The sequence below is a fragment of the Bradyrhizobium sp. ISRA436 genome, from assembly GCF_029910015.1.
In the GTDB taxonomy this organism is placed as follows: domain Bacteria; phylum Pseudomonadota; class Alphaproteobacteria; order Rhizobiales; family Xanthobacteraceae; genus Bradyrhizobium.
Window position 1 is genome coordinate 2,913,613 of the sequence record NZ_CP094519.1, and the last position, 20,446, is coordinate 2,934,058.

Below are 20,446 nucleotides of genomic sequence, written 5' to 3' on the forward strand. Positions count from 1 at the left end.
ACTGGCGGCACTTGGCACCGACCGGGTGGCTCGCAACGGGCGCGGGTAGGGTGCCGGTCTTCCGCTAGGACTGCGTCTGACTCTGCCACTGCCCGGGACGTCCTGCCTGGTCGACCTTGACTGCAACCGTGAGCGTCTCGGTGCCGCCGCCATAGCGGGTGCCGCGCACGGGAGCGGCGCCGAGATAGTCGAGGCCGATCGCGACGCGGGCGTGGGCGTCGGTGGTGCAGATGCCGTTGGCGGCGTCGAAGCCGACCCAACCGAGGTCGGGCACATGAGCTTCCGCCCAGGCGTGGCCGGCCTGCTGGTTGACCATGCCGTCCGAGCGCAGGAAATGGCCGGAGACGAACCGCGCCGGGACGCCGCCGGCGCGCGCGCAGGCGATGAAGATATGCGCGTAGTCCTGGCAGACGCCGCGCTTCAGCGCGAACGCCTCCGAGGCCGAGGTGGCGCTGTTGGTCGGGTCCTCGTCGAAGGTCATGTGCTCGTAGATCTGCACCATCAGCGCGTGCAGGAAGCCGAGCACGTCGCTGCCCGCTTCCGCGCGCAGCTCGCGCACGGATGTCGTCATCGCCGGGTTGAGGTCGGTGAGCGGCGTGGAGCGCAGGAACAGGCTCGGCGGAAACCGCTCGTCGGTGCCGCGCAGCACGCCGCCGGTGTCGTGGGTCTCGATCAGGCCTTCGCAATGGATCGTGAGGTCGGCGATTGAGCCGTATGTCAGCACATGGGTGACGTTGCCGAACGCGTCCTCATGGGTGTCCAGCCGGGAGTCAGTGGAGACGTCGATCTGCCAGTCCGCAACATATTGGCTGTCATGACTGCCTGGCGTCATCCGCAGAATCTGGATCACGCCCGAGGCCGCCGGCTCGTAGCGATAGGTGGTGGTATGGGCTATCCGCAGGCGCATGGCACCGGTCCCGAAATGCTTGGAGCAGCGAAGCTGGCGCTAGATCAGATACTGCTTGGTGACGATCTCACCCAGCCGCGAGTTATCCGCGATGAATTCCTGGATGAACTCGTGCACGCCGTGCTGGAAGATATCGTCCATATGGCTGTGTTCAAGCCGGTTTCTGATGCCGCGGGCGTGGCGCTGGGCGGCGCCCTGGCGGCCATAGGCGACGCCGATCTGATCCAGATTGCGCACCAGATTGCTGTAGCAGCTGGCCAGCGACCGCGGCAGCGTGTCGTTGAGGATCAGGAGATCGGCGATCAGCCAGGGTTTGAGGGTTTCGCGGTAGACCCAGTGATAGGCCGTCAGCGCCGAGACCGAGCGCAGGATCGAGGTCCACTGGTAATAATCCAGGGGGCCGCCGACATGCTCCTCCTCGGGCAGCAGCACGTGGTATTTCACGTCGAGAATGCGCGCGGTGTTGTCGGCGCGCTCGAGATGCACCCCGAGCCGCGAGAACCAGTAGGCGTCGTTTCGCAGCATGGTGCGGTAGGCCGAGCCGTCGAAGCGCAGCGAGGTCTCCTGCACGAAGCGCAGGAATTTGGCCAGTTCCTCGCGATTGGCGGGGCCCTTGCTCCAGACCGCCTGCAGCTCGATCCAGGCCGAGTTGATGGTGTCCCACATCTCCGAGGTCAGTGCAGTGCGCACGGAGCGGGAGTTGAGCCGGGCCGCCTCGATGCAGTTCTTGATTGAGGACGGGTTTTCCGGCGAGAAGGACAGATACTCGACGACGTTCTGCTCGTTGGCTTCCTGGTAGTGATCGTAGAAGCTCGCACCGACGCCGGCGGTGAGCAGCGCGGAGTCCCATTCATTGGTCTTGCCGATATAGGCCGCGGGCAGGGCGGTGACGCGCAGCGTCGCATCGATCGTGCGCGCGAGATATTCGGCGCGTTCGACATAGCGGGCCAACCAGAACAGGTTTTCGGCGGTGCGCGACAGCATCGAGAAATCCTCACCAGACGCCAAGCAATTTGAGTTCACCTCCGCCCGAAAGGGGGAGGTCGACGCGTAGCGTCGGGTGGCGGTCTTCTCTCCATGCAGCGCAAGCGGCCGGCCTCCACCCCGACCCTCCCCCTTGCAGGGGGAGAGAGGGTTTCCGCTGCGCGTTGGGCTTCAAATCACTCACTCAGTATCCAGGTGTCCTTGGTGCCGCCGCCCTGGCTCGAATTGACCACGAGCGAGCCTTCCTTCAGCGCGACGCGGGTCAGCCCGCCCGGCACGATGGTGGTGTGGCTGCTGCCGGTCAGCACGAACGGCCTGAGGTCGACGTGGCGGGGCGCGAGGCCCTTGTCGGTGCAGGTCGGGCAGGTGGATAGCGCCAGCGTCGGCTGGGCAATGAAGCCTTCGGGCTCGCGCTTGAGCTTGTCGCGGAATGCCTCGATGGTCGCTTTGGTGGCGGCCGGGCCGATCAACATGCCGTAGCCGCCGGAGCCGTGCACCTCCTTGACGACGAGGTCGGCGAGGTTGTCGAGCACGTAGGACAGATCCTGCGGTTCGCGGCAGCGCCAGGTCTGCACGTTCTTCAGGATCGGCTCCTCGCCGAGATAGAATTTCACGATATCGGGCATGTAGGAGTAGATCGCCTTGTCGTCGGCGATGCCGGTGCCGACCGCGTTGGCGAGCGTGATGTTGCCGGCTGCATAGGCCGACATCAGCCCCGGCACGCCGAGCGCTGAATCCGGGCGGAAGGTGAGAGGATCGAGGAAATCGTCATCGACGCGGCGATAGATCACATCGACCTGCTTCAGCCCCTCGGTGGTGCGCATGAACACCTCATCGTTCTTGACGATGAGGTCGCGGCCCTCGACCAGCTCGATGCCGAGCTTGTCGGCGAGGAAGGAGTGCTCGTAATAAGCCGAATTGTAGACGCCCGGCGTCATCAGCGCGACCGTTGGTTCGGCGGAAGCGCTGTGCGGCGCTACCGAGCGCAGCGCCGACAGCAATTCATCCGGATAGCGTTCCACCGGCGCGACACGGTGCCGCGCGAACAGGTCCGGAAACAGCCGCATCATGATCTCGCGGTTTTCCAGCATGTAGGACACGCCGGACGGCGTGCGTGCATTGTCCTCCAGCACGATGAAGTTTTCCGGATCGGTGCGGATGATGTCGATGCCGGCGATGTGGACGTAGACGTCGTGCGGCACGTCCTGGCCGTTCATCTCCGGCCGAAACACCGGGTTCTGGAAGATCAGGTCTTCGGGGACGACGTTGGCGCGCAGGATGTCACGGCCGTGATAGATGTCCCTGAGGAACATGTTGAGCGCGAGCACGCGCTGCTTGAGGCCCTTTTCCAGCAGCGTCCATTCGTTCGTCGACATGATGCGCGGGATCACGTCGAAGGGGATCAGCCGCTCCTGGGCTTCGGCATCGCCATAGACCGCGAAGGTGATACCGATCCGGCGGAACAGGAGCTCCGCTTCCTGGCGTCGATATTCGAGCGCGTCTGGCGGGGTCTCTTTGAGCCAGCGGGAGAGCTCCTGGTAGGCCGGGCGGATGTCCTCACCGAGACCGTTCATCTCATCGAACGCAACTGCCATAAAGCCTGCCGCCCTCCGAAGCCGTGTGACACAGTGCATGACTTGATGGGATGGTAGCAAGGGGCGGGCCAGCGCTATATGCATTGGCTTGCGGCATTTGCCGGGGATGACCCGGCGGGCTGCCTGAAAAACCGGCGGACATCTGCTTATTTCGACGGCAAAACCCCGTGACATCAAGGCGTTGGATCGGCAATGTCAGGGGACCAGGTTAAGGAATGAGATCATGAGCGAGATCGTCACGGCAGGACTTCTGGTGATCGGCGACGAGATCCTGTCCGGCCGGACCAAGGACAAGAATATTGGCTTCATCGCCGAGTACCTGACCAACATCGGCATCGACTTGAAGGAAGTGCGCGTCGTCGCCGACGAGGAGGCCGACATCGTCTCTGCCCTTGATGCGCTGCGGCATAGGTACACCTACGTGTTTACCACCGGCGGCATTGGGCCGACCCATGACGACATTACCGCCGACAGCGTGGCGAAGGCGTTCGGTGTCGATATCCACCATCATCCGGAGGTGGTGGCGCGGTTCAGGGAGCGCTGGAGCGGGCAGGATCTGAACGAGGCCCGGCTCAGGATGGCCCGCGTGCCCGACGGCGCCGAGCTGATCCAGAGCGCGACGATTCTGGCGCCTGGCTTCAAGCTCGGCAATGTCATCGTGATGGCCGGCATCCCGACGATCATGCAGGCGATGATGGACATCGTGGCACCCACCCTGAAGTCCGGCGTGCGCATGCTGTCGGATTCGGTGCGGGCAGACGCGCGGGAGGGCGACATCGGCGGCCCGCTGCGGGCGATCGCGGAGGCACATCCCGACACGATCATCGGCAGCTATCCGTTCCAGGACGAGAACAAGAAGCCGAACACCAATCTGGTGGTGCGCTCGCGCGATCCGGAAAAGCTTGCGGCGGCGATGGGCGCCGTAAAAGAGATGTTGAAGCAGGTGCAGGCAGCGCAGAAGAAGCCTGCGGCGGGTTGATACGACATGGTTGAGAAGAATTCGGAATCAAGCGCGCAGGAACGGGCCGGCAGGCCGTTTCCGGTCTCGTGGGATCAATTCCACCGGGATTGCCGGGCATTGACCTGGCGGCTCAACGAGGTCGGGCCGTTTCACGCAGTGATCGCGATCACCCGCGGCGGGCTGGTACCGGCGGCGATCGTGGCGCGCGAACTCGGCTTGCGCGTCATCGACACCGTCTGCGTGGCGAGCTACGACCACGACAAGCAGGGCGACCTGCAAGTGCTCAAGAGCATTTCGGAACAGACCGCGAAGCTCGGAGGCGGCACCGGCAAGGGACTCCTGATCGTCGACGACCTCGTCGACACCGGCAAGACCGGAAAGCTGGTGCGCGAGCTGCTGCCGGACGCACATTTCGCGACCGTCTACGCCAAGCCGAAGGGACGGCCGCTGGTCGACACCTTCATCACCGAGGTGTCGCAGGACACCTGGATCTTCTTTCCCTGGGATACCGCGCTGTCGTTCCAGCCGCCGATCCGCGACGGCGCGGCGTAGAGTCACCTCGCCCCGCTTGCGGGGAGAGGTCGGATCGCATCGCACGATGCGATCCGGGTGAGGGAGGACTCACCGCGGGTTTGTCTCTCACCGTGTTTTTGGAAACCGCCCCTCACCCCGACCCTCTAAGAGCGAGCTGTGCTCGTCTCGACCCCGCAAGGGCGGGGAGAGGGAGGAAGGAAAGCCATGCCGCTGCAAAACCGCGTCACGCCGACCGGCGACATCGTCGCCACCGAGCATCGCGGGATGTTCACCGGCAACCGCGGCATCATCCACGATCCCGCGACCCGCACGCTGCTGAACAAGCGGTGGTCGACGCCAGCCTGGCTCACCTGCGTCTGCGAGTTCAGGGGACGGCGGCGCAAGGTAATGAGCCGGCAGAGCTGGACCGAACTCTTCTTCCTCGATGAAGCCACCGCATTCGCGGCAGGGCACCGGCCCTGCTTCTTCTGCCGCCGCGATGACGCCATGCGGTTTCGGGCGGCATGGGAGCAGGGCAATCGCGTAAGCGATCTCGGCGCCAAGGCGATGGATGCGGTGTTGCACGCCGAGCGGCTTGATCGCGGCAAGAAGCGGCTGCATCCGCTGCCGATGCCGGTCGACGAGTTGCCCGATGGCACAATGGCGCAGGCGAATGGGGACAGCTATCTCGTCGCCGATGGCAAGACGTTGCGCTGGTCGTTTGCCGGTTACAGCCGGGCGGACGTGACGGGTGTCGCCGTGCTGCTGACGCCGCCGTCAACCGTCCGTGCGTTTCAGGCCGGCTACCGGCCAGTGCTGCATCCGAGCGCCGCGCCTGCGCTCGGCTGATCCATCGGCGCAGCCCTTAGGCCAGCCGCTGCCGCGCCAGCCTCGCGCCGGCACCGAGCGCGAGCAGCTTGGCTTCGGCGATATCCCGCCGCATCGGCGCCATGCCGCAATTGGTGGTCGCGATGATGTTGCTCTTCGGCACGAACTTGGCGACGGCTTCAATCACCTTGACGACGTCCTCGGCAGTCTCGACCTCGTCGCTGGCGACGTCGATCACGCCGGCCTGCACGATCTTGCCGGGGAGCGCGGCCAGCAATTCCAGCGGCACCTTCGAATTGCGGCATTCGATCGCGACCTGCTGGATCGAGCTTCTGTCGATCACGGGGAAGGTCTCTTCATACTGGCGCCATTCGCCGCCGAGCGTCTGTTTCCAGTCGGTGTTGGCCTTGATGCCGTAGCCGTAGCAGATGTGCACGGCCGTCGCGCAGGTCAGCCCTTCGGCCGCGCGCTCCAAGGCCTTGATGCCCCAGTCGCGGACCTGGTCCATGTAGACGTTGAAGGCGGGCTCGTCGAACTGGATCATGTCGACGCCGTCGGCCTGCAGCGCCTTGGCCTCCTGGTTCAAGAGTTCGGCGAAGGCAAAGGCCATCTTGACGCGGTCGCCGTAGTGGCGGTCGGCGATGGTGTCGATGATGGTCATCGGGCCGGGCAGGGTGAACTTCAGCTTGTTCTTGGTATGCGCACGCGCAGCGCGGGCTTCAGCGTCGTGGACGCGGCCCTTGAGCCTGAGCGGCGCAACCACCTGCGGGACCATCGCCTTATAGCGGTCCTTGCGGATGCCCATTTCGACCTTGTGGGCGAAATCGATGCCCTCGATCTTCTCCAGGAAGCCGTGCACGAAATGCTGCCGCGCCTGTTCGCCCTCGGTGACGATGTCGACGCCGGCATCCTCCTGCAGCTTGACCGCAAGCACCGTGGCGTCGCGCTTGGCGCGGGCGAGCTCTGCGCCTTGAGATTTCCACGGCGCCCACAGCATGTCCGGCTCCGCCAGCCATTCCGGCTTGGGCAGGGAGCCCGCGATCGTGGTTGGAAACAACATGGGAGCCTCCCGATGGGTTCGGATTGAGCGCCTGTGTGCCATGTCCTATGCTGGAGGTACAGAACAACAAAAGTCTTTGTGACCGGGAATAAGCACGCCCATGATCGATCTGCACTACGCGCCGACGCCAAACGGCTGGAAAATCTCGATCATGCTGGAGGAACTGGGGCTCCCCTACAAGGTCATCCCGGTCAACATCCGGGCCGGCGAGCAGTTTCGCCCCGAGTTCCTGGCGATCAGCCCTAACAACCGGATCCCGGCGATCGTCGACCACGCGCCGGCCGACGGCGGAGGGCCGTTCTCGGCGTTCGAGACCGGCGCCATCCTGATCTATCTCGCTGATAAGACCGGCCGTTTCCTGTCGCAGGAGCTGCGCGCGCGGTCGACCGTCATCCAATGGGTGATGTGGCAGATGGGCGGTTTGGGTCCGATGCTCGGCCAGCACGGCCATTTCGCGCTCTATGCCGCCGAGAAGATTCCTTACGCGATCGAGCGCTATCGCGACGAGGCGGCGCGGCTCTACGGCGTGCTCGACCGTCAGCTCGGCAAGACCGGCGCCTATATCGCCGGTGACGACTACTCGATCGCCGACATCGCCTGCTTCCCCTGGACCATGACCCACAAGGCGCAGGGCTTCACCCTCGACGATTACCCGAACATCAAGCGCTGGTACGCGACCGTGCGGGCGCGGCCGCAGGTGCAAGCGGGGCTTGCGATCGGCAAATTCGTCAAGGAGCCGTTCGACGAAGAGGCGCGTAGGAACATGTTCGGGCAGCGCGCGAAGGCGCTTGCCGAGAGGAAATGACGCTATAACCCCTCATGGTGAGGAGGCGTAGCCGTCTCGAACCATGAGGCCCGGATGGTAGCCTCATCCTTCGAGACGCGCTCCGCGCTCCTCAGGATGAGGATTGAGAGAAGCGAGAACAAAGGAAACGCCATGATCGAATTCTTCTTCGACTGTTCCAGCCCATGGACCTATCTCGCCTGGCACAACATCCAGCCGCTGGCGAAGGAGTTCGGTGTCGAGATCACCTGGCGGCCGATCCTGGTCGGCGGCATCTTCAATACCGTCAATCCGTCGGTTTACGCGCAGCGCGAGAAGCCGGTGCCGCTGAAGGCGCGCTACATGAAGAAGGATCTCGCCGACTGGGCGCGCTCGGCGGGGCTTGCGATCAAGATGCCGCCGACTGTGTTTCCGGTGAACAGCGTGAAAGCGATGCGCGGCTGCGTCTGGCTCGGCAATGAGAAGATGGTGCCGTTCGCCCGCGCCGTGTTCGAAGCCTATTGGGGCGATGACAAGGACATTTCGCAGGACGCGGTGCTGACCGAGATCTGCGGCAAGCTCGGGATCGATCCGGAAAAATTCCTTGCCGGGATCGGCGACCAGGCGGTCAAGGACCAGCTCAAGGCCAATACGGACGAGGTGATGGCGCGCGGCGGCTTCGGCTCGCCGACGATCTTCATCGACAAGACCGACATGTATTTCGGCAACGACCGGCTGCCCTTGGTCCGCGAGGCGCTGGCACGTCTCAAGGCGCGAGCTGCCTGATGCCGAAAGCTGTCGTCTGCCGCGAGCTCGGGCCGCCCGAGCGCCTGCGCCTGGAAAGCTTCGCCTCGGTGCCGCTGAAGCCGGGCGAGGTCCGTGTCGCGATCCGCGCCGCCGGGATCAATTTCCCCGACATCCTGATGGCCGCGGGCGAGTATCAGCTCAAGCCGCCGCTGCCGTTCACGCCAGGCTCTGAAGCTGCCGGCGATGTCGTCGAGATCAACGGTGCCGCTGGTGTCGCCGTCGGCGACCGGGTGATCGTCAAGATGCGTTTCGGCGCCTATTGCGACGAGACGGTCGCGACACTGTCGCAGCTCGTGCCGGTGCCGTCAACCTTCGACTATGCGGAAGGCGCCACGTTCCTTGCCGCGCACGGCACCGCGTACCACGCGCTGATCGACCGCGGACAGATCAAGCCGGGCGAGGTGCTGCTGGTGCACGGCGCTGGCGGCGGGGTGGGGCTTGCCGCGGTCGAGATCGGCAAGCTGCTCGGCGCCACCGTGATCGCGGCGGCCTCCAGCGAGGAGAAGCTGGCTATCGCAAAGGCGCGTGGCGCCGATCACGTCCTGCTCTACGAACGCGAGCCGTTCCGCGACGTCGTCAAACGCCTCACCGATGGCCGCGGCGCCGACGTGGTGTTCGATCCCGTCGGCGGCGAGGTGTTCGAGAACTCCATGCGCTGCATCAATTGGGGCGCGCGGATCCTTGTGGTCGGCTTCACCGGCGGGATCGGTCTTGCCCGCACCAATCTGCTGATGATCAAGGGGGCGAGCGTGCTCGGCGTTCGCGCCGGCGAGGCGGTGCGGAAGAATCCCGCGCTCGGCGAGGTCAGGTTCAAGACGCTGAGCGAGTGGGCGGAAGCCGGCAAGGTGCGGCCCAACATCTCACACCGCCTGCCGCTCGAGGATTATGCGAAGGCGATGCGGCTCCTGATCGAACGCAAGGCAATCGGGCGCGTGGCGCTGCTGACCAAATAAGCTGTACAGGGCGGATTAGGCTTCGCTAGTCCGCCCTGCGATTTGCGCCGAACTTCCCCTCTTGCAGGAATGCGATGGTCTGCATGATCGCCTCGCGATGGCGCACCAACCAGGGATGCGAGGCGCGGACCACGATGTGATCGGCCATGCCGTCGAGCTTGGTGTTGACGATAGAGACCCGCCCGTCGTGCGGCCGCGGCAGCCCGATGGAGGTGATCGGATAGATCGAGCGGTTACCCGCGATGATGCCAGTGGCGTAATCGATCGGCGGCAGCATCGCGCTGGTCGCGGCATCGCGGCGGGTGACGAGCTGCTGACCGGCCGGGCCGAAGAACGCGCGATAGGCTACGAGGTTTTTCAGGCGGTCGGCGATCTCGCTGCCGCCATTCGGCGTGCCCAGCATCACGACGCGGCCGAGCCGCAGCGGGCGGTGCCTCGCGAGATAGACGCGGGCGAGCAGGCCGCCCATGGAATGGCAGACGAAATGGACGGAGCCCCCAAGGTCGCCCGCGAACAGCTCGACCGCAGGATGGATGTCCTCGGCCAGCGCATCGAGCGGCTTCCTCCGGCTGTCATAATCGAGATTGAGGGTGACAAAGCCGGCGGCCTGTAGCGCCAGCTCCATCCTGCGAAACGAGCGCGCCGTCCTGCTGATGCCGTGCAGCAGGACGACGCCGTCAGGTGTTGACGTCGCGGGACGCCGTTCGCTCACTTATACTCGCGCTCTTGCCACCACGGGAAATAGTCGGGCATGTCCGACGACACCTTGTTCTTGAACTGCGCGGGACGCTTCTCCAGGAAAGACACCACGCCTTCCTTGACGTCATCGGAGCGGCCGCGGGCATAGATGCCGCGGCTGTCGACCTTGTGCGCTTCCATTGGATCGTCGGCGCCCAGCATCCGCCACATCATCTGGCGGATCAGCGCCACCGACACTGGCGCGGTCTTGGCCGCGAACTCCTTGGCGAGCGCACGCGCGGTCGGCAACAGATCGTCCGGCGGCACCACCTTGCTGACGAGCCGGCCGGCGAGCGCCTCCTGCGCCGGGAAGACACGGCCGGAATAGCACCATTCCAGCGCCTGCGAGATACCGACAATGCGCGGCAGGAACCAGCTCGAGGCAGCCTCCGGCACGATCCCGCGCTGGGAGAACACGAAGCCGAAGCGGGCGGCCTCGGAGGCGATGCGGATGTCCATCGCAAGCTGCATGGTAACGCCGATGCCGACCGCCGGACCGTTCACGGCGGCGATCACCGGCTTCAGGCACTTGAAGATGCGCAGCGTCACCTGGCCGCCGCCGTCGCGCACCTGCGGATCGCTGTAGTCGACGCTGCCGTCGGCATTCCGCCGCACCGGGCCGCGCCGCGCGTCGCGGTCGAAGGTGTTGGCGCCGGAGGACAGGTCGGCGCCGGCGCAGAAGCCGCGGCCTGCACCGGTGACGATGATGGCCCTGACGTCGTCGTCCTTGTCGGCTTTGTCGAACGCGTCGATCAGCTCCTGCTGCATCGTGGCGTTGAAGGCGTTGAGCTTGTCGGGCCGATTCAGCGTGATGGTGAGAATCTGCTCGGCGACCTCGTACTTGATCGTCTCATACGCCATGGGGATGATTTCCTCTCGGTTTTCTTGGATGAAGAGCGCAGCGCACATCTTCATCCAGATAACCCGGCAATGCATCCCTTGTGAAGAAGCCGGATGCGCGGAGCGGTGCCGCGCATCGCGACTTGCGTTGAGGCGCTATTTCTTCGGCGGCGTCGGCCACGGTTTCTGCGCGCCGCGCAGGCTCTCGAAAGCCTTGCCCATGCCGAGCACGCCGATGTCGTCGAAGCGGCGGCCGATAATCTGAACGCCGATCGGAAAGCCCTTCTTGTCATAGCCGCCATTGATCGATAGCGCAGGGTTCTCCGACATATTCCACGGCACGGTATAGCAGATGTGCTCGAACGGCTTCGCCGGATCGTTGAGCGGCGCGGCGAACTCTGCCGGGAAGTTCACCACCGGCGACACCGGCGAGATCACGTAGTCGATCTCGCCGAACAGCTTCGCGGCCGCCGCGCGGATCGCCATCGTCTGGTTGAAGCCGCGCACGACGTCGACACCGGAGAGCTTCGCGCCGGCCTCGCCCCATTTGAGGATGTAAGGCAGGGTCTTGTCGCGCTCGGCCGCCGGCAGTTTCGAGAGATCGTCCCACATCCGGGCACGCCAGAAATTGTCGAGCCCCTCGAGCATCTCCTGGGTCAGGATGCCGTCGATCTCGGTGATCGCGGCGCCGGTGGATTCGAACGCCTTCGCCGCCCTGACGACGACCTCGTGAACCTCCTTCTCGAGCTTCTGGCCGACGCCGAGATCGAGCATCAGGCCGATGCGCAGCTTGCGCGGCGACTTCTCGAGCGCCTTCCAGTTGACCTCGAGTGCGGCGGGCAGGCTCATGCCGTCGCGGCGGTCGGGGCGCGACAGCACGCTCATCATCAGCGCGGCGTCGTCGACGGTGCGGGTCATGGGACCGGCGACGCGGCCGACATAGGGCGGGTCGATCGGAACGCGGCCGAGGCTCGGCTTCAGGGCAACGAGGCCGCACCAGCAGGCCGGCAACCGCACCGAGCCGCCGATGTCGGTGCCGAGATGTAGCGGGCCATATCCGGCGGCACCGGCCGCACCCGCGCCGGCGCTCGATCCGCCGGGGTTTTTGCTGACATCCCAGGGATTGCGGGTGAGGGGATGGAACGAAGACAGTCCCGACGACAGCATGCCGTAGTCGGGCATCGTGGTCTTGGAGAAGATCACGCAGCCCGCTTCGCGCAACCGCGCGGCGGGCGGCGCATCCTTCGGCGCCGGCACGAGCTTGACGCTCGCTGTGCCCAGCGGCACCGGCTGGTCCTTGGTCGCGACATTGTCCTTGATGGTTGCGGGAACGCCGTCGAGCGTGCCCGCCGGCTCGCCCTGGCTCCAGCGCTCGGTCGAGGCCTTCGCAACCTTGCGCGCCCCGTCGGGATCGTAGAGGTACAGCGCCTTGATGTGCGGCTCCCATGCCGCCACGTGGGCGATGACCTCTTCGAGGACCTCCGACGGCGAGAACTGCTTCGCACGATAGCCGGCGAGCAGGTCGACGGCGGAGAGATCGTGCAGCGATGTGATGGCGTCCTGTGCGGACTTAGGCATGGGCACCTACCGGCATGCGTTTCTCGATGATGCGGGCGAACATGCTGGCGCCGATCGGCAGGATCTTGTCGTCGAGGACGTAACCGGGATTATGCACGGGGACCGAGCCGTCATGGCCGACCCAGAAATACGCGCCCGGAATGGCCTGCATCATGTCAGCGAAATCCTCGCTGCCCATCTTCGGCGTTGAGCGGGTGAACACTTTGGCGGGATCGACCACGGTGCGCGCGACCTCTTCGACCACGCGGGACTGCTCTTCCTGGTTTACCAGCACGCTGAATGTGTCGCGGATGTCAGCCTCGATCTCGACATCGTAGGCCGCCGCCATGCCGGCGCAGATCGCGCGCATGCGCTTGCGGATCAATGCGCGGGTGTCATCGTCGAAGGCGCGGACGGTGCCGCATAGCCAGGCCTCGCCCGGAATCACGTTGTAGGCGGAGCCGGAGTGGATCTGCGTGATCGAGACCACCGCGGGCTGCAGCGGATCGACATTGCGGCTGACGATCGACTGCAGCGCCTGTCCAAGCGACATTGCAATCACGACCGCGTCCTTGGAGCGCTCCGGCATCGCGCCGTGCGCGCCATAGCCGTGGATCCTGATATCGAAGAAATCGGCGCCGGCCATAGCCGGCCCCGGCAGGATGGCGATTTCGCCATGATTGAGGTCGGGCGCGTTGTGCAGGCCGTAGACCTCGTCGCAGGGGAACTTCTGGAACAGGCCGTCCTTGATCATCGCCCGCGCGCCGCCGAGGCCTTCCTCGGCCGGCTGGAAGATGAAATGCACGGTGCCGTCGAAATTGCGGGTCTCGGCGAGGTAGCGCGCCGAACCGAGCAGCATCGTGGTGTGGCCGTCATGGCCGCAGCCGTGGAAGCGGCCGGGAATGGTCGAGCGCCACTTCAGGTTGGTGTTCTCCTCCATCGGCAGCGCGTCCATGTCCGCACGCAGGCCGATCCGCTTGGTGCCGTTGCCCTTGCCCTTGAGCACGCCGATCACGCCGGTGCCGCCGAGGCCGCGATGCACCTCGATGCCCCAGCTCTGCAGCTTGTCGGCGACGATGCCGGACGTCCGCACTTCCTCGAAACCGATCTCGGGATGCGCGTGCAAATCCCGCCTGATGGCGGTGAGTTCGTCGGCAAAGCTGTCGATGCGCTCAATTGTGGGCATGGTCTCTCTATCCGTTGGTGCGTGATGGGGAGGTGGGCGTGAAGGCGGGACCGTTCGGCTTGATGCGAATGCCCGGACGCAAATGTTTCCAGGGCAACGAGGCGGTATCGGCCGGCATCGCGCCGGGTGCGGCGCAGATCAGGAGTTTTGCCGCGATCGGCTCGAAATCGGCGCGGAAATGCACCGAGCTCTTGTTGACCAGGATCTTCTGCGTCGTCGGCTCGATGCCGACATAGCGATACATCGACTGGTCGGCGAGCTGGGCCTTGTAGGAGCCGACGACAACGCGGACATCGCCGATGCGCAGGCAGGCCGATGGCCCCATGTCCATGTCGCGGCCGCCATAATAGGGACCGGGTGCAACGAACTTGCCGTCGGAGAGCTTTTCGACGACAAAGGTTTCCTTGTACGGCGCGTCGCCGGGAATCCCGGACTTGCCGCCGAGATCGAGTGTGACGGTCGCGCCGACGCCGGCCGCATGCGCGGTCCTTGCCGATTGCGGATCGTAGATCACGCCGGTGGCGGCACCGACGGCCTTGTTGCGCACCAGCGCACGCAGCATGCCGGTGGTGTCGGAATCGCCGCCGGCGCCGGGATTATCCTGGGTGTCGGCGATGATGATCGGCTTGCTCGCCGATTGCGCCAGCTCCATCGCCAGCCGCACGCCCTCGTCGGGCGAATAGATGCGGCCGTCGAAATCGTCTTCATGGCTCTCGACCAGCGCGACGATCCTGTCGGCGGCCGCGTCCGCATCGGCTTGCGTCCGGCCATAGGCGAACACGCTGGGCCCGCAGTCCCTGAAATCGGCGGCCGGAAAGCCCGGCGCGAAGGAGAGCGTCGGCACGGCGTCGCTCTCCAGTGCTGCGAGCTTCTGATAGATGCCCCTGGTCGGCTGGTCGTTGGTGCATTGCCAGCTAATCGGGATCAGGAACGGCAATTGCCGGAATGATTTCGCGAAGCGCTGGCCGGTCTTGAGCAGCAGCGCCAGATGTCTCGCGCAGGCACGGCCGGTGTCGGCCATGTCGACATGGGGATAGGTGCGGTAGGCGATCAGCGCGTCGGCGTGTGCGATCATCTCGGGCGACACATTCGCGTGTAGGTCGAGGCTCGCCACCAAGGGCAGATCCTTGCCGATCACCTTGCGCACGCGGGCGAGGATTTCCCCTTCGCCGTCGTCATGGTGCTCGGTCACCATCGCACCGTGCAGGTCGAGATAGACGGCATCGATCGGCCCGGCCGCGGCGATACCGTCGACCATCTCCTTGACGATCCGCTCGAAGGCATCCTTCGTCACATGCGCCGACGGGCTCGCGGCAGCCGAGATCGTCGGGACCAGCTCCCAGCCATTGGCCTCCGCCGCCTCGACGAAGCCGGCGAGGCCGACATTAATCCCGCGCATGACCTTGAGCACATCAGCGCCATGCGCCATCGACGGCCAGCCGCCGCCATGCACGAAGTCGTCATAGGTTGCCTTCGTCGGCGCGAAGGTATTGGTCTCGTGCAGGAAGCCGCCAACGGCAATGCGAGTCATCAAGTCAGTCTCGACACGTTTCTTCGATCATGATGCGACGGATCATGCTCTGGCCGGCGACGTTAAGCGTGTCGTCGCGCCAAGCGCAAGCCGTGGAGCACTTCCGGATTTGCATGCCGCATGGGCGTATCGAAGGCCTAAGGCTAAAGGCATAAGGCTAAAGGCTTAGGCCGTTGCCACAATGCCTTCCGAAACCGCGCGGAAATTTGCGAAGTCCCAGCCGCGACCGGGGGCGGCATCGAGCAAGGCGCGGGTATAAGCCTGCTGTGGATTGGTCAGCACCTCGGCGGCCGGTCCCTGTTCCACGACACGGCCATGCTGCATCACGGCGACGTCGTCGCAAATCTGTGCGGCGACGCGCAAATCGTGGGTGATGAACAGCAGCGCGATGCCAAGCCGTTTCTGGATCTCGTCAAGCAGATCCAGCACCTGCGCCTGCACCGAGACGTCGAGTGCAGAGACTGCTTCATCCGCCACCAGCACATCGGGATCGAGCGCCAGGGCACGTGCGATTGCGATGCGTTGGCGCTGGCCGCCGGAGAATTGGTGCGGGTAGCGCGAGATGGCATCGGGCGGCAGGTGGACCAACTCGAGCAGCTCGCGGGCTCTCGCAAGTGCGTCCTTGCGCGGCATGCCGTAATTGATCGGGCCCTCCGCGATGCTCTCGCCGACGGTGACGCGTGGATTGAGCGAGCGGTAGGGATCCTGGAACACGATCTGGATCTTCTGGCGATGCGGCTGCAAGAGCCGCCGCGACAAATCGGAGATCTCGCGGCCGGCGAGGCGCACGCCGCCGGAGGTCGGGTCGATCAGGCGGACGATGCAGCGCGCCACCGTCGATTTGCCGGAGCCACTTTCGCCGACGATGCCGAGCGTGCGGCCCTTGCGCAAGGTGAGGGTGACGTTCTGTGCGGCGGCGACCTCGCGGGCCTTGCCGAACAGTGACCGTTCCCGATAGACCTTGCCGAGCTCGTTGGCCTCCAGCACGACCGGTTCGGTGGTCTCCGGGCGCGGCGCGCGCGGCACGAGGCTCGGCACCGAGGACAGGAGATTGCGCGTGTAATCCATCTTCGGATTGCGCAGCACGTCCTGCAGCGCGCCGGCTTCGACCAGCCGGCCATGTCGCATCACGGCGACGCGGTCGGCGATCTCGGCAACCACGCCCATGTCATGGGTGATGAACAGCACCGCGGTGCCGTGGTCGCGCTGCAGGTCGCGGATCAAGGTGAGGATCTGTTTCTGGGTGGTGACGTCGAGCGCGGTGGTCGGCTCGTCCGCGATCAGCAGCTTCGGCTCCAGCACCAGCGCCATCGCGATCATGATGCGCTGGCGTTGTCCACCCGAGAGGCGGTGCGGATAGGAGGAGAAGATGCGCTGCACGTCGGGCAGCCGCACGTGCTCCATCATCGCCAGGATCTTCTGCCGCCGTGCGCGGGCATCGAGATCGGTGTGGGCGCGCAGCACTTCGTCGATCTGGCGGCCGACCGGCACCACCGGATTGAGCGCGGTCATCGGCTCCTGGAAGATCATCGCCATCCGCGTCGCGCGCAGCTGGCGCAGCCGGCGGTCGCTGGCGCCGAGCAGATCCTCGCCGACCAGTTTGATGCAGCCGCCGGACGGCACCAGCGTGCCCTTCTGCTGCAGGCCCATTACGGTCAGGGAGGTCACCGATTTGCCGGAGCCGCTTTCGCCGACGAGGCACAGCGTTTCGCCTTCGCGCACCTGCAGCGACAGGTCGTCGATGATGCGGTGAGCATCCGTCTTCCGGCCGAGGCTGACGACGAGATTGTTGATGTCGAGGACGACGTTGGTTGACTTGGCTGCGGTCACTTGCCCTCACGCTGCTTCATGCGGGGATCGAGCGCGTCGCGTGCGGCGTCCCCGATCAGATTGACGCTGAGAATGGCGATCGAGAGCAGAAGTCCCGGCCAGAAGATCAGCGACGGCTTGACCTGAAAATAGGCGCGGCCCTCCGCCATGATGTTGCCCCAGGTCGGCGTTTCCGGCGAGATGCCGGCGCCGAGGAACGACAGGATCGCCTCGGTGAGGATCGCGGATGCGCAGACATAGGTGCCTTGCACGATCAGGGGCGCGATCGTGTTCGGCATCAAGTGCCGCCACATGATCTTGGGCAGGCTGGAACCGACCGAGATCGCGGCCTCGACATAGGGCTCCTCGCGCGCGGTCAGCACCACCGAGCGCACCAGTCGCGCCACGCGCGGGATTTCGGGGATGGTGATCGCGATCATCACGGTCCAGATGCTGGCGCCCGATAGCGACACCACGGCGATCGCGAGCAGGATGGAGGGGATCGCCATCAAGCCGTCCATCACGCGCATCATGACGGCGTCGACCCATCGGAAGAAGCCGGAGACGAGGCCGATCAGAAGCCCGATGCCGATCGAGCAGATGGCGGCGCCAAGCCCGATCAGGAGCGAGATCCGGGCGCCATAGATGATCCGCGACAGCACGTCGCGGCCATAGGCATCCGTGCCGAGCAGGAACTGCGCAGAGGACGGCTTTAGCCGCTGCGCCGGTGTCAGTAGCAGCGGATCGTGCGGCGCGAGCAGCGGCGCGAAGATCGCCATCAGGATGATGAGGACGAGACAGATCGTCGCAACGGCGATGATCGGCGTCGCGGTCAGGAAACCGAGTTTCAGCCGGAACGGCCGGGTGACCGGAATCGAGGATTCGGGGAGGGTATCGATCGCCATCGCTCAGTACCGGATACGAGGATCGAGCAGGGTGTAAGCAACGTCGATCAGCAGGTTGACCCCGACATAGATGCCAGACGTCAGCAGGATCATGGCCTGGATCACCGGATAGTCGCGCGCCAGCACCGCATCGACGGTGAGGCGGCCGATCCCGGGCAAATTAAATACGCTCTCGGTGACGACGACACCTGAGATCAGCAGCGCGAAGCCGGAGCCGATCACGGTGATGACGGGCACGGCGGCGTTGCGCAGCGCGTGGTGCAGCAGCACCCCGGTCTCGCCTATGCCCTTGGCACGCGCTGTGCGCACGTAGTCCTCGCCGAGCACATCGAGCATCGAGGCGCGCGTCATGCGCGCGATCAGCGCGACATAGATGAAGGAGAGGGTGCAGGTCGGCAGGATGATGCGCTCGAAGAACGGACCGAAGCCGGCGGAGATGCTCTTGAAGCCTTGCACCGGCAGCCAGCGCAGGTCGATCGCAAAGACCTGGATCAGGACGTAGCCGATCACGAACACCGGCACCGAGAAGCCGAGCACCGAAAGGCCCATCACGCCGCGGTCGATCCAGGTGCCGTGCTTCCACGCCGCGATCACGCCAAGCGGCACCGCGACCAGGATCGACAGCACGATCGTGGTCAGCGCGATCGAGATCGAGGGCTCGACGCGCTGGCTGATCATCTTCAGCACCGGCACGTTGGAGATCAGGGAGACGCCGAGATCGCCGTGCAGCAGCTTGACGATCCAGGTGTAGAACTGGATGTAGATCGGCTCATTGAGGCCGAGCGATGTTCTGATGCGTTCGAGCTGTTCCGGCGTAGCATTGTCGCCGGCGAGGATCGCGGCGGGATCGCCGGGCGTCAGCCGCAGCAGCAGGAACACGAACAGAGCGACCACTCCCATCACGGGAATGGCGGCGAGGATGCGGCGAACGAGATAGCCGAGCAAATGCACTCCGTTGGATTGTGGTCGATAAAGTCCCCGGGGGACCGTAGCACCTCAGCAAGTCCTGTGCCATCGGAGCCGGCATTTTTGCGGTGCAGCTAATCCCTTTGTGGATTATTCCCGTCATGAAGCGCGAGGCCGTCCACTGAATGGTGGATTGCGTTCGCGCTTCAAGGACTCCCGCGGCAAGTAATCCGTATCGGCGATGAACGGCGTTTACTCCAGCGTCGCCAACAGCGCAGCCATCAGGCGGCCCCGCTCGGCGAGGCTGTCGACCTCGATATGCTCATTGAGTGTGTGTGCGTCAGCGCCGCGGACGCCGAGGCCATCGAGGGTGGGGATGCCCATCGCTCCGGTGAAATTGCCGTCGGAGCCGCCGCCGGCGCTGCCATGTGGCAGATCGAGGCCCATCTCGCGAGCGAGGCCTTTTGCCTTCTCGTACAAAGCCATCGTGCCGGCATCGGGTTCCCAGACCGGGCGGGTGACGCCGCGCGTCACCTTGAACGTCACGTCATTGCTGGTGCCTGACAGCGCCAGCATCCGCTCGACGCCGCGGTCGAGATCGGCCTGGCGCTTGGCCATGCTGAGCGCTTCGCCGGTGCAGGTTGTTGCAACGCAATTGACCCACTGGCCGCCGTGCACAATGCCGACCGAGAAGGTGCAGTCCTCGGTCGTCATGCCGTCGATGGCGAGGATCTGCCGCGCCATCTCGCGGATCGCGGAGCGGCCGGAGGAGAGCGTCGCGCCCGCATGGCTGGGCTTGCCGATGGCTTCCAGATTGAAGCGTGCGATCGCGTAGCGGCCGGTGACGACACCGTTGTTCGGCCGGCCCGGCTCCGGCACCAGCACATATTTGTTGCGGGCCGCTTCTGCCTCGATGATGTCCCGCGTCGACGGCGTGCCGACCTCTTCATCCGGGGTGAACAGCACTGTGATCGGCAGCGGCGTCGTGAACGACGCGCGCGCCAGTTGCCGGATCGCTTCGAGCGACAAATAGTTGCCGCCCTTCATGTCGAAGATGCCGGGGCCATAGCACTTGTTGCCTTCGCGCCGCCATTTCAGCTTCTCGATGGTGCCGACCGGATGCACGGTGTCCAGATGTCCGGCAATCAGGATTCCGGGCTGGCCTTGCTTGGGATGGGGAAAGCGGGCGCGCACGCAGCCGGCGAAGCCCTGACGTCCGGCGATGCGCTCGATGGTCGCACCCATGATCGCCATCTCGCGTGCCGCGAGATCGAGCATGCGCTCGACCGCCGCAGCGTCCCAGGTCGGGCTCTCGCACTCCACCCAGCCGCGCAGGCCCTGCAACATCGCTTCGGAATCGAACGGAAGATTGGCTGGGTTCATGGTTATTCTCGCTTCGCTTCTCTGACCGCGCCGGCATCGCGCGGGCCTACGAAAATCTTACGCGGCGATTTTGTAAAGCCAAAATGCAGCGCAGCAGGAAATTCGTTTGTGTACGTCCGATCGCGACCAAAACCCGATTGACGCGCACAGCGCTTGGTGCAAGTCTCGATTTCGCAAGCCATACAGCGTGTTAGTTCGCCTAAATAACGAACCGCATGCA

At 64.9% G+C, this 20,446-nt stretch carries 19 protein-coding genes; 6 read left to right on the forward strand and 13 right to left on the reverse strand.

Annotation, left to right across the window (positions count from 1 at the left end):
- Positions 1–64: 64 nt before the first annotated feature.
- From MTX23_RS13660 to MTX23_RS13670, 3 genes are all read right to left on the reverse strand, one after another.
- The gene (locus tag MTX23_RS13660; protein WP_280977187.1) at positions 65–907 is read right to left on the reverse strand and encodes a transglutaminase family protein; all 843 of its coding nucleotides are present in this window, start codon (positions 905–907) and stop codon (positions 65–67) included.
- A 39-nt stretch (positions 908–946) separates the two neighbouring features.
- Entirely contained in the window at positions 947–1,891 is a 945-nt protein-coding gene (locus tag MTX23_RS13665; protein ID WP_280977188.1) for an alpha-E domain-containing protein, read from the reverse strand.
- Positions 1,892–2,067: 176 nt separating this feature from the next.
- Positions 2,068–3,486: a circularly permuted type 2 ATP-grasp protein gene (locus MTX23_RS13670; protein WP_280977189.1), complete on the reverse strand. Its 1,419-nt coding sequence runs from the start codon at positions 3,484–3,486 to the stop codon at positions 2,068–2,070.
- Between the two features lie 223 nt (positions 3,487–3,709).
- Between MTX23_RS13670 and MTX23_RS13675 the strand changes: the two genes are divergently transcribed.
- The 3 genes from MTX23_RS13675 (at position 3,710) to MTX23_RS13685 (ending at position 5,809) form a co-directional block, all read left to right on the forward strand.
- On the forward strand, positions 3,710–4,465 hold the full coding sequence (locus tag MTX23_RS13675) for a molybdopterin-binding protein (protein ID WP_280977190.1): 756 nt from the start codon (positions 3,710–3,712) through the stop codon (positions 4,463–4,465).
- A 6-nt stretch (positions 4,466–4,471) separates the two neighbouring features.
- Positions 4,472–4,999, forward strand: a complete 528-nt coding sequence (gpt, locus tag MTX23_RS13680) for a xanthine phosphoribosyltransferase (protein ID WP_280977191.1) — start codon at positions 4,472–4,474, stop codon at positions 4,997–4,999.
- A 186-nt stretch (positions 5,000–5,185) separates the two neighbouring features.
- Positions 5,186–5,809 carry a hypothetical protein gene (locus tag MTX23_RS13685; RefSeq protein ID WP_280977192.1) on the forward strand — a complete coding sequence of 208 codons (624 nt, stop codon included), beginning with the start codon at positions 5,186–5,188 and terminating at the stop codon, positions 5,807–5,809.
- A gap of 16 nt (positions 5,810–5,825) precedes the next feature.
- Here MTX23_RS13685 and MTX23_RS13690 read toward each other — a convergent pair whose 3' ends face one another.
- On the reverse strand, positions 5,826–6,848 hold the full coding sequence (locus MTX23_RS13690; protein WP_280977193.1) for a methionine synthase: 1,023 nt from the start codon (positions 6,846–6,848) through the stop codon (positions 5,826–5,828).
- 100 nt (positions 6,849–6,948) lie between these two features.
- On the opposite strand from MTX23_RS13690, the gene MTX23_RS13695 reads away from it, so the two are divergent.
- The 3 genes from MTX23_RS13695 (at position 6,949) to MTX23_RS13705 (ending at position 9,371) form a co-directional block, all read left to right on the forward strand.
- Positions 6,949–7,653, forward strand: coding sequence for a glutathione binding-like protein (locus tag MTX23_RS13695; RefSeq protein WP_280977194.1), 705 nt, complete (start codon positions 6,949–6,951; stop codon positions 7,651–7,653).
- A 132-nt stretch (positions 7,654–7,785) separates the two neighbouring features.
- A complete protein-coding gene (locus MTX23_RS13700; protein ID WP_280977195.1) occupies positions 7,786–8,397 on the forward strand; it encodes a 2-hydroxychromene-2-carboxylate isomerase in 612 nt (203 codons plus the stop codon).
- Positions 8,397–9,371 (forward strand): NADPH:quinone oxidoreductase family protein, encoded by a 975-nt coding sequence (locus tag MTX23_RS13705; protein ID WP_280977196.1) that lies wholly within the window; start codon positions 8,397–8,399, stop codon positions 9,369–9,371. Before MTX23_RS13700 ends, MTX23_RS13705 begins: the two co-directional genes overlap by 1 nt.
- Positions 9,372–9,396: 25 nt before the next feature.
- Here the strand turns inward: MTX23_RS13705 and MTX23_RS13710 are convergent, their stop codons facing one another.
- The 9 genes from MTX23_RS13710 to MTX23_RS13750 form a co-directional block, all read right to left on the reverse strand.
- Positions 9,397–10,083, reverse strand: a complete 687-nt coding sequence (locus tag MTX23_RS13710) for an alpha/beta fold hydrolase (protein ID WP_280977197.1) — start codon at positions 10,081–10,083, stop codon at positions 9,397–9,399.
- On the reverse strand, positions 10,080–10,970 hold the full coding sequence (locus MTX23_RS13715) for a crotonase/enoyl-CoA hydratase family protein (RefSeq protein WP_280977198.1): 891 nt from the start codon (positions 10,968–10,970) through the stop codon (positions 10,080–10,082). The genes MTX23_RS13710 and MTX23_RS13715 overlap by 4 nt, the downstream gene beginning before the upstream one ends.
- Positions 10,971–11,105: 135 nt before the next feature.
- Complete coding sequence (locus MTX23_RS13720; RefSeq protein ID WP_280977199.1) at positions 11,106–12,527, reverse strand: amidase; 1,422 nt, start codon at positions 12,525–12,527, stop codon at positions 11,106–11,108.
- Positions 12,520–13,692: a M20 aminoacylase family protein gene (locus MTX23_RS13725; RefSeq protein WP_280977200.1), complete on the reverse strand. Its 1,173-nt coding sequence runs from the start codon at positions 13,690–13,692 to the stop codon at positions 12,520–12,522. Before MTX23_RS13725 ends, MTX23_RS13720 begins: the two co-directional genes overlap by 8 nt.
- A 7-nt stretch (positions 13,693–13,699) precedes the next feature.
- Positions 13,700–15,223, reverse strand: a complete 1,524-nt coding sequence (locus tag MTX23_RS13730; RefSeq protein WP_280977201.1) for a M81 family metallopeptidase — start codon at positions 15,221–15,223, stop codon at positions 13,700–13,702.
- A 165-nt stretch (positions 15,224–15,388) separates the two neighbouring features.
- Positions 15,389–17,053, reverse strand: a complete 1,665-nt coding sequence (locus tag MTX23_RS13735) for an ABC transporter ATP-binding protein (RefSeq protein WP_280977202.1) — start codon at positions 17,051–17,053, stop codon at positions 15,389–15,391.
- On the reverse strand, positions 17,050–17,937 hold the full coding sequence (locus tag MTX23_RS13740; RefSeq protein WP_280977203.1) for an ABC transporter permease: 888 nt from the start codon (positions 17,935–17,937) through the stop codon (positions 17,050–17,052). Before MTX23_RS13740 ends, MTX23_RS13735 begins: the two co-directional genes overlap by 4 nt.
- Before the next feature lie 3 nt (positions 17,938–17,940).
- A complete protein-coding gene (locus MTX23_RS13745; RefSeq protein ID WP_280977204.1) occupies positions 17,941–18,882 on the reverse strand; it encodes an ABC transporter permease in 942 nt (313 codons plus the stop codon).
- A gap of 213 nt (positions 18,883–19,095) precedes the next feature.
- Positions 19,096–20,226, reverse strand: coding sequence for a M20/M25/M40 family metallo-hydrolase (locus tag MTX23_RS13750; protein ID WP_280977205.1), 1,131 nt, complete (start codon positions 20,224–20,226; stop codon positions 19,096–19,098).
- Positions 20,227–20,446 lie beyond the last annotated feature (220 nt).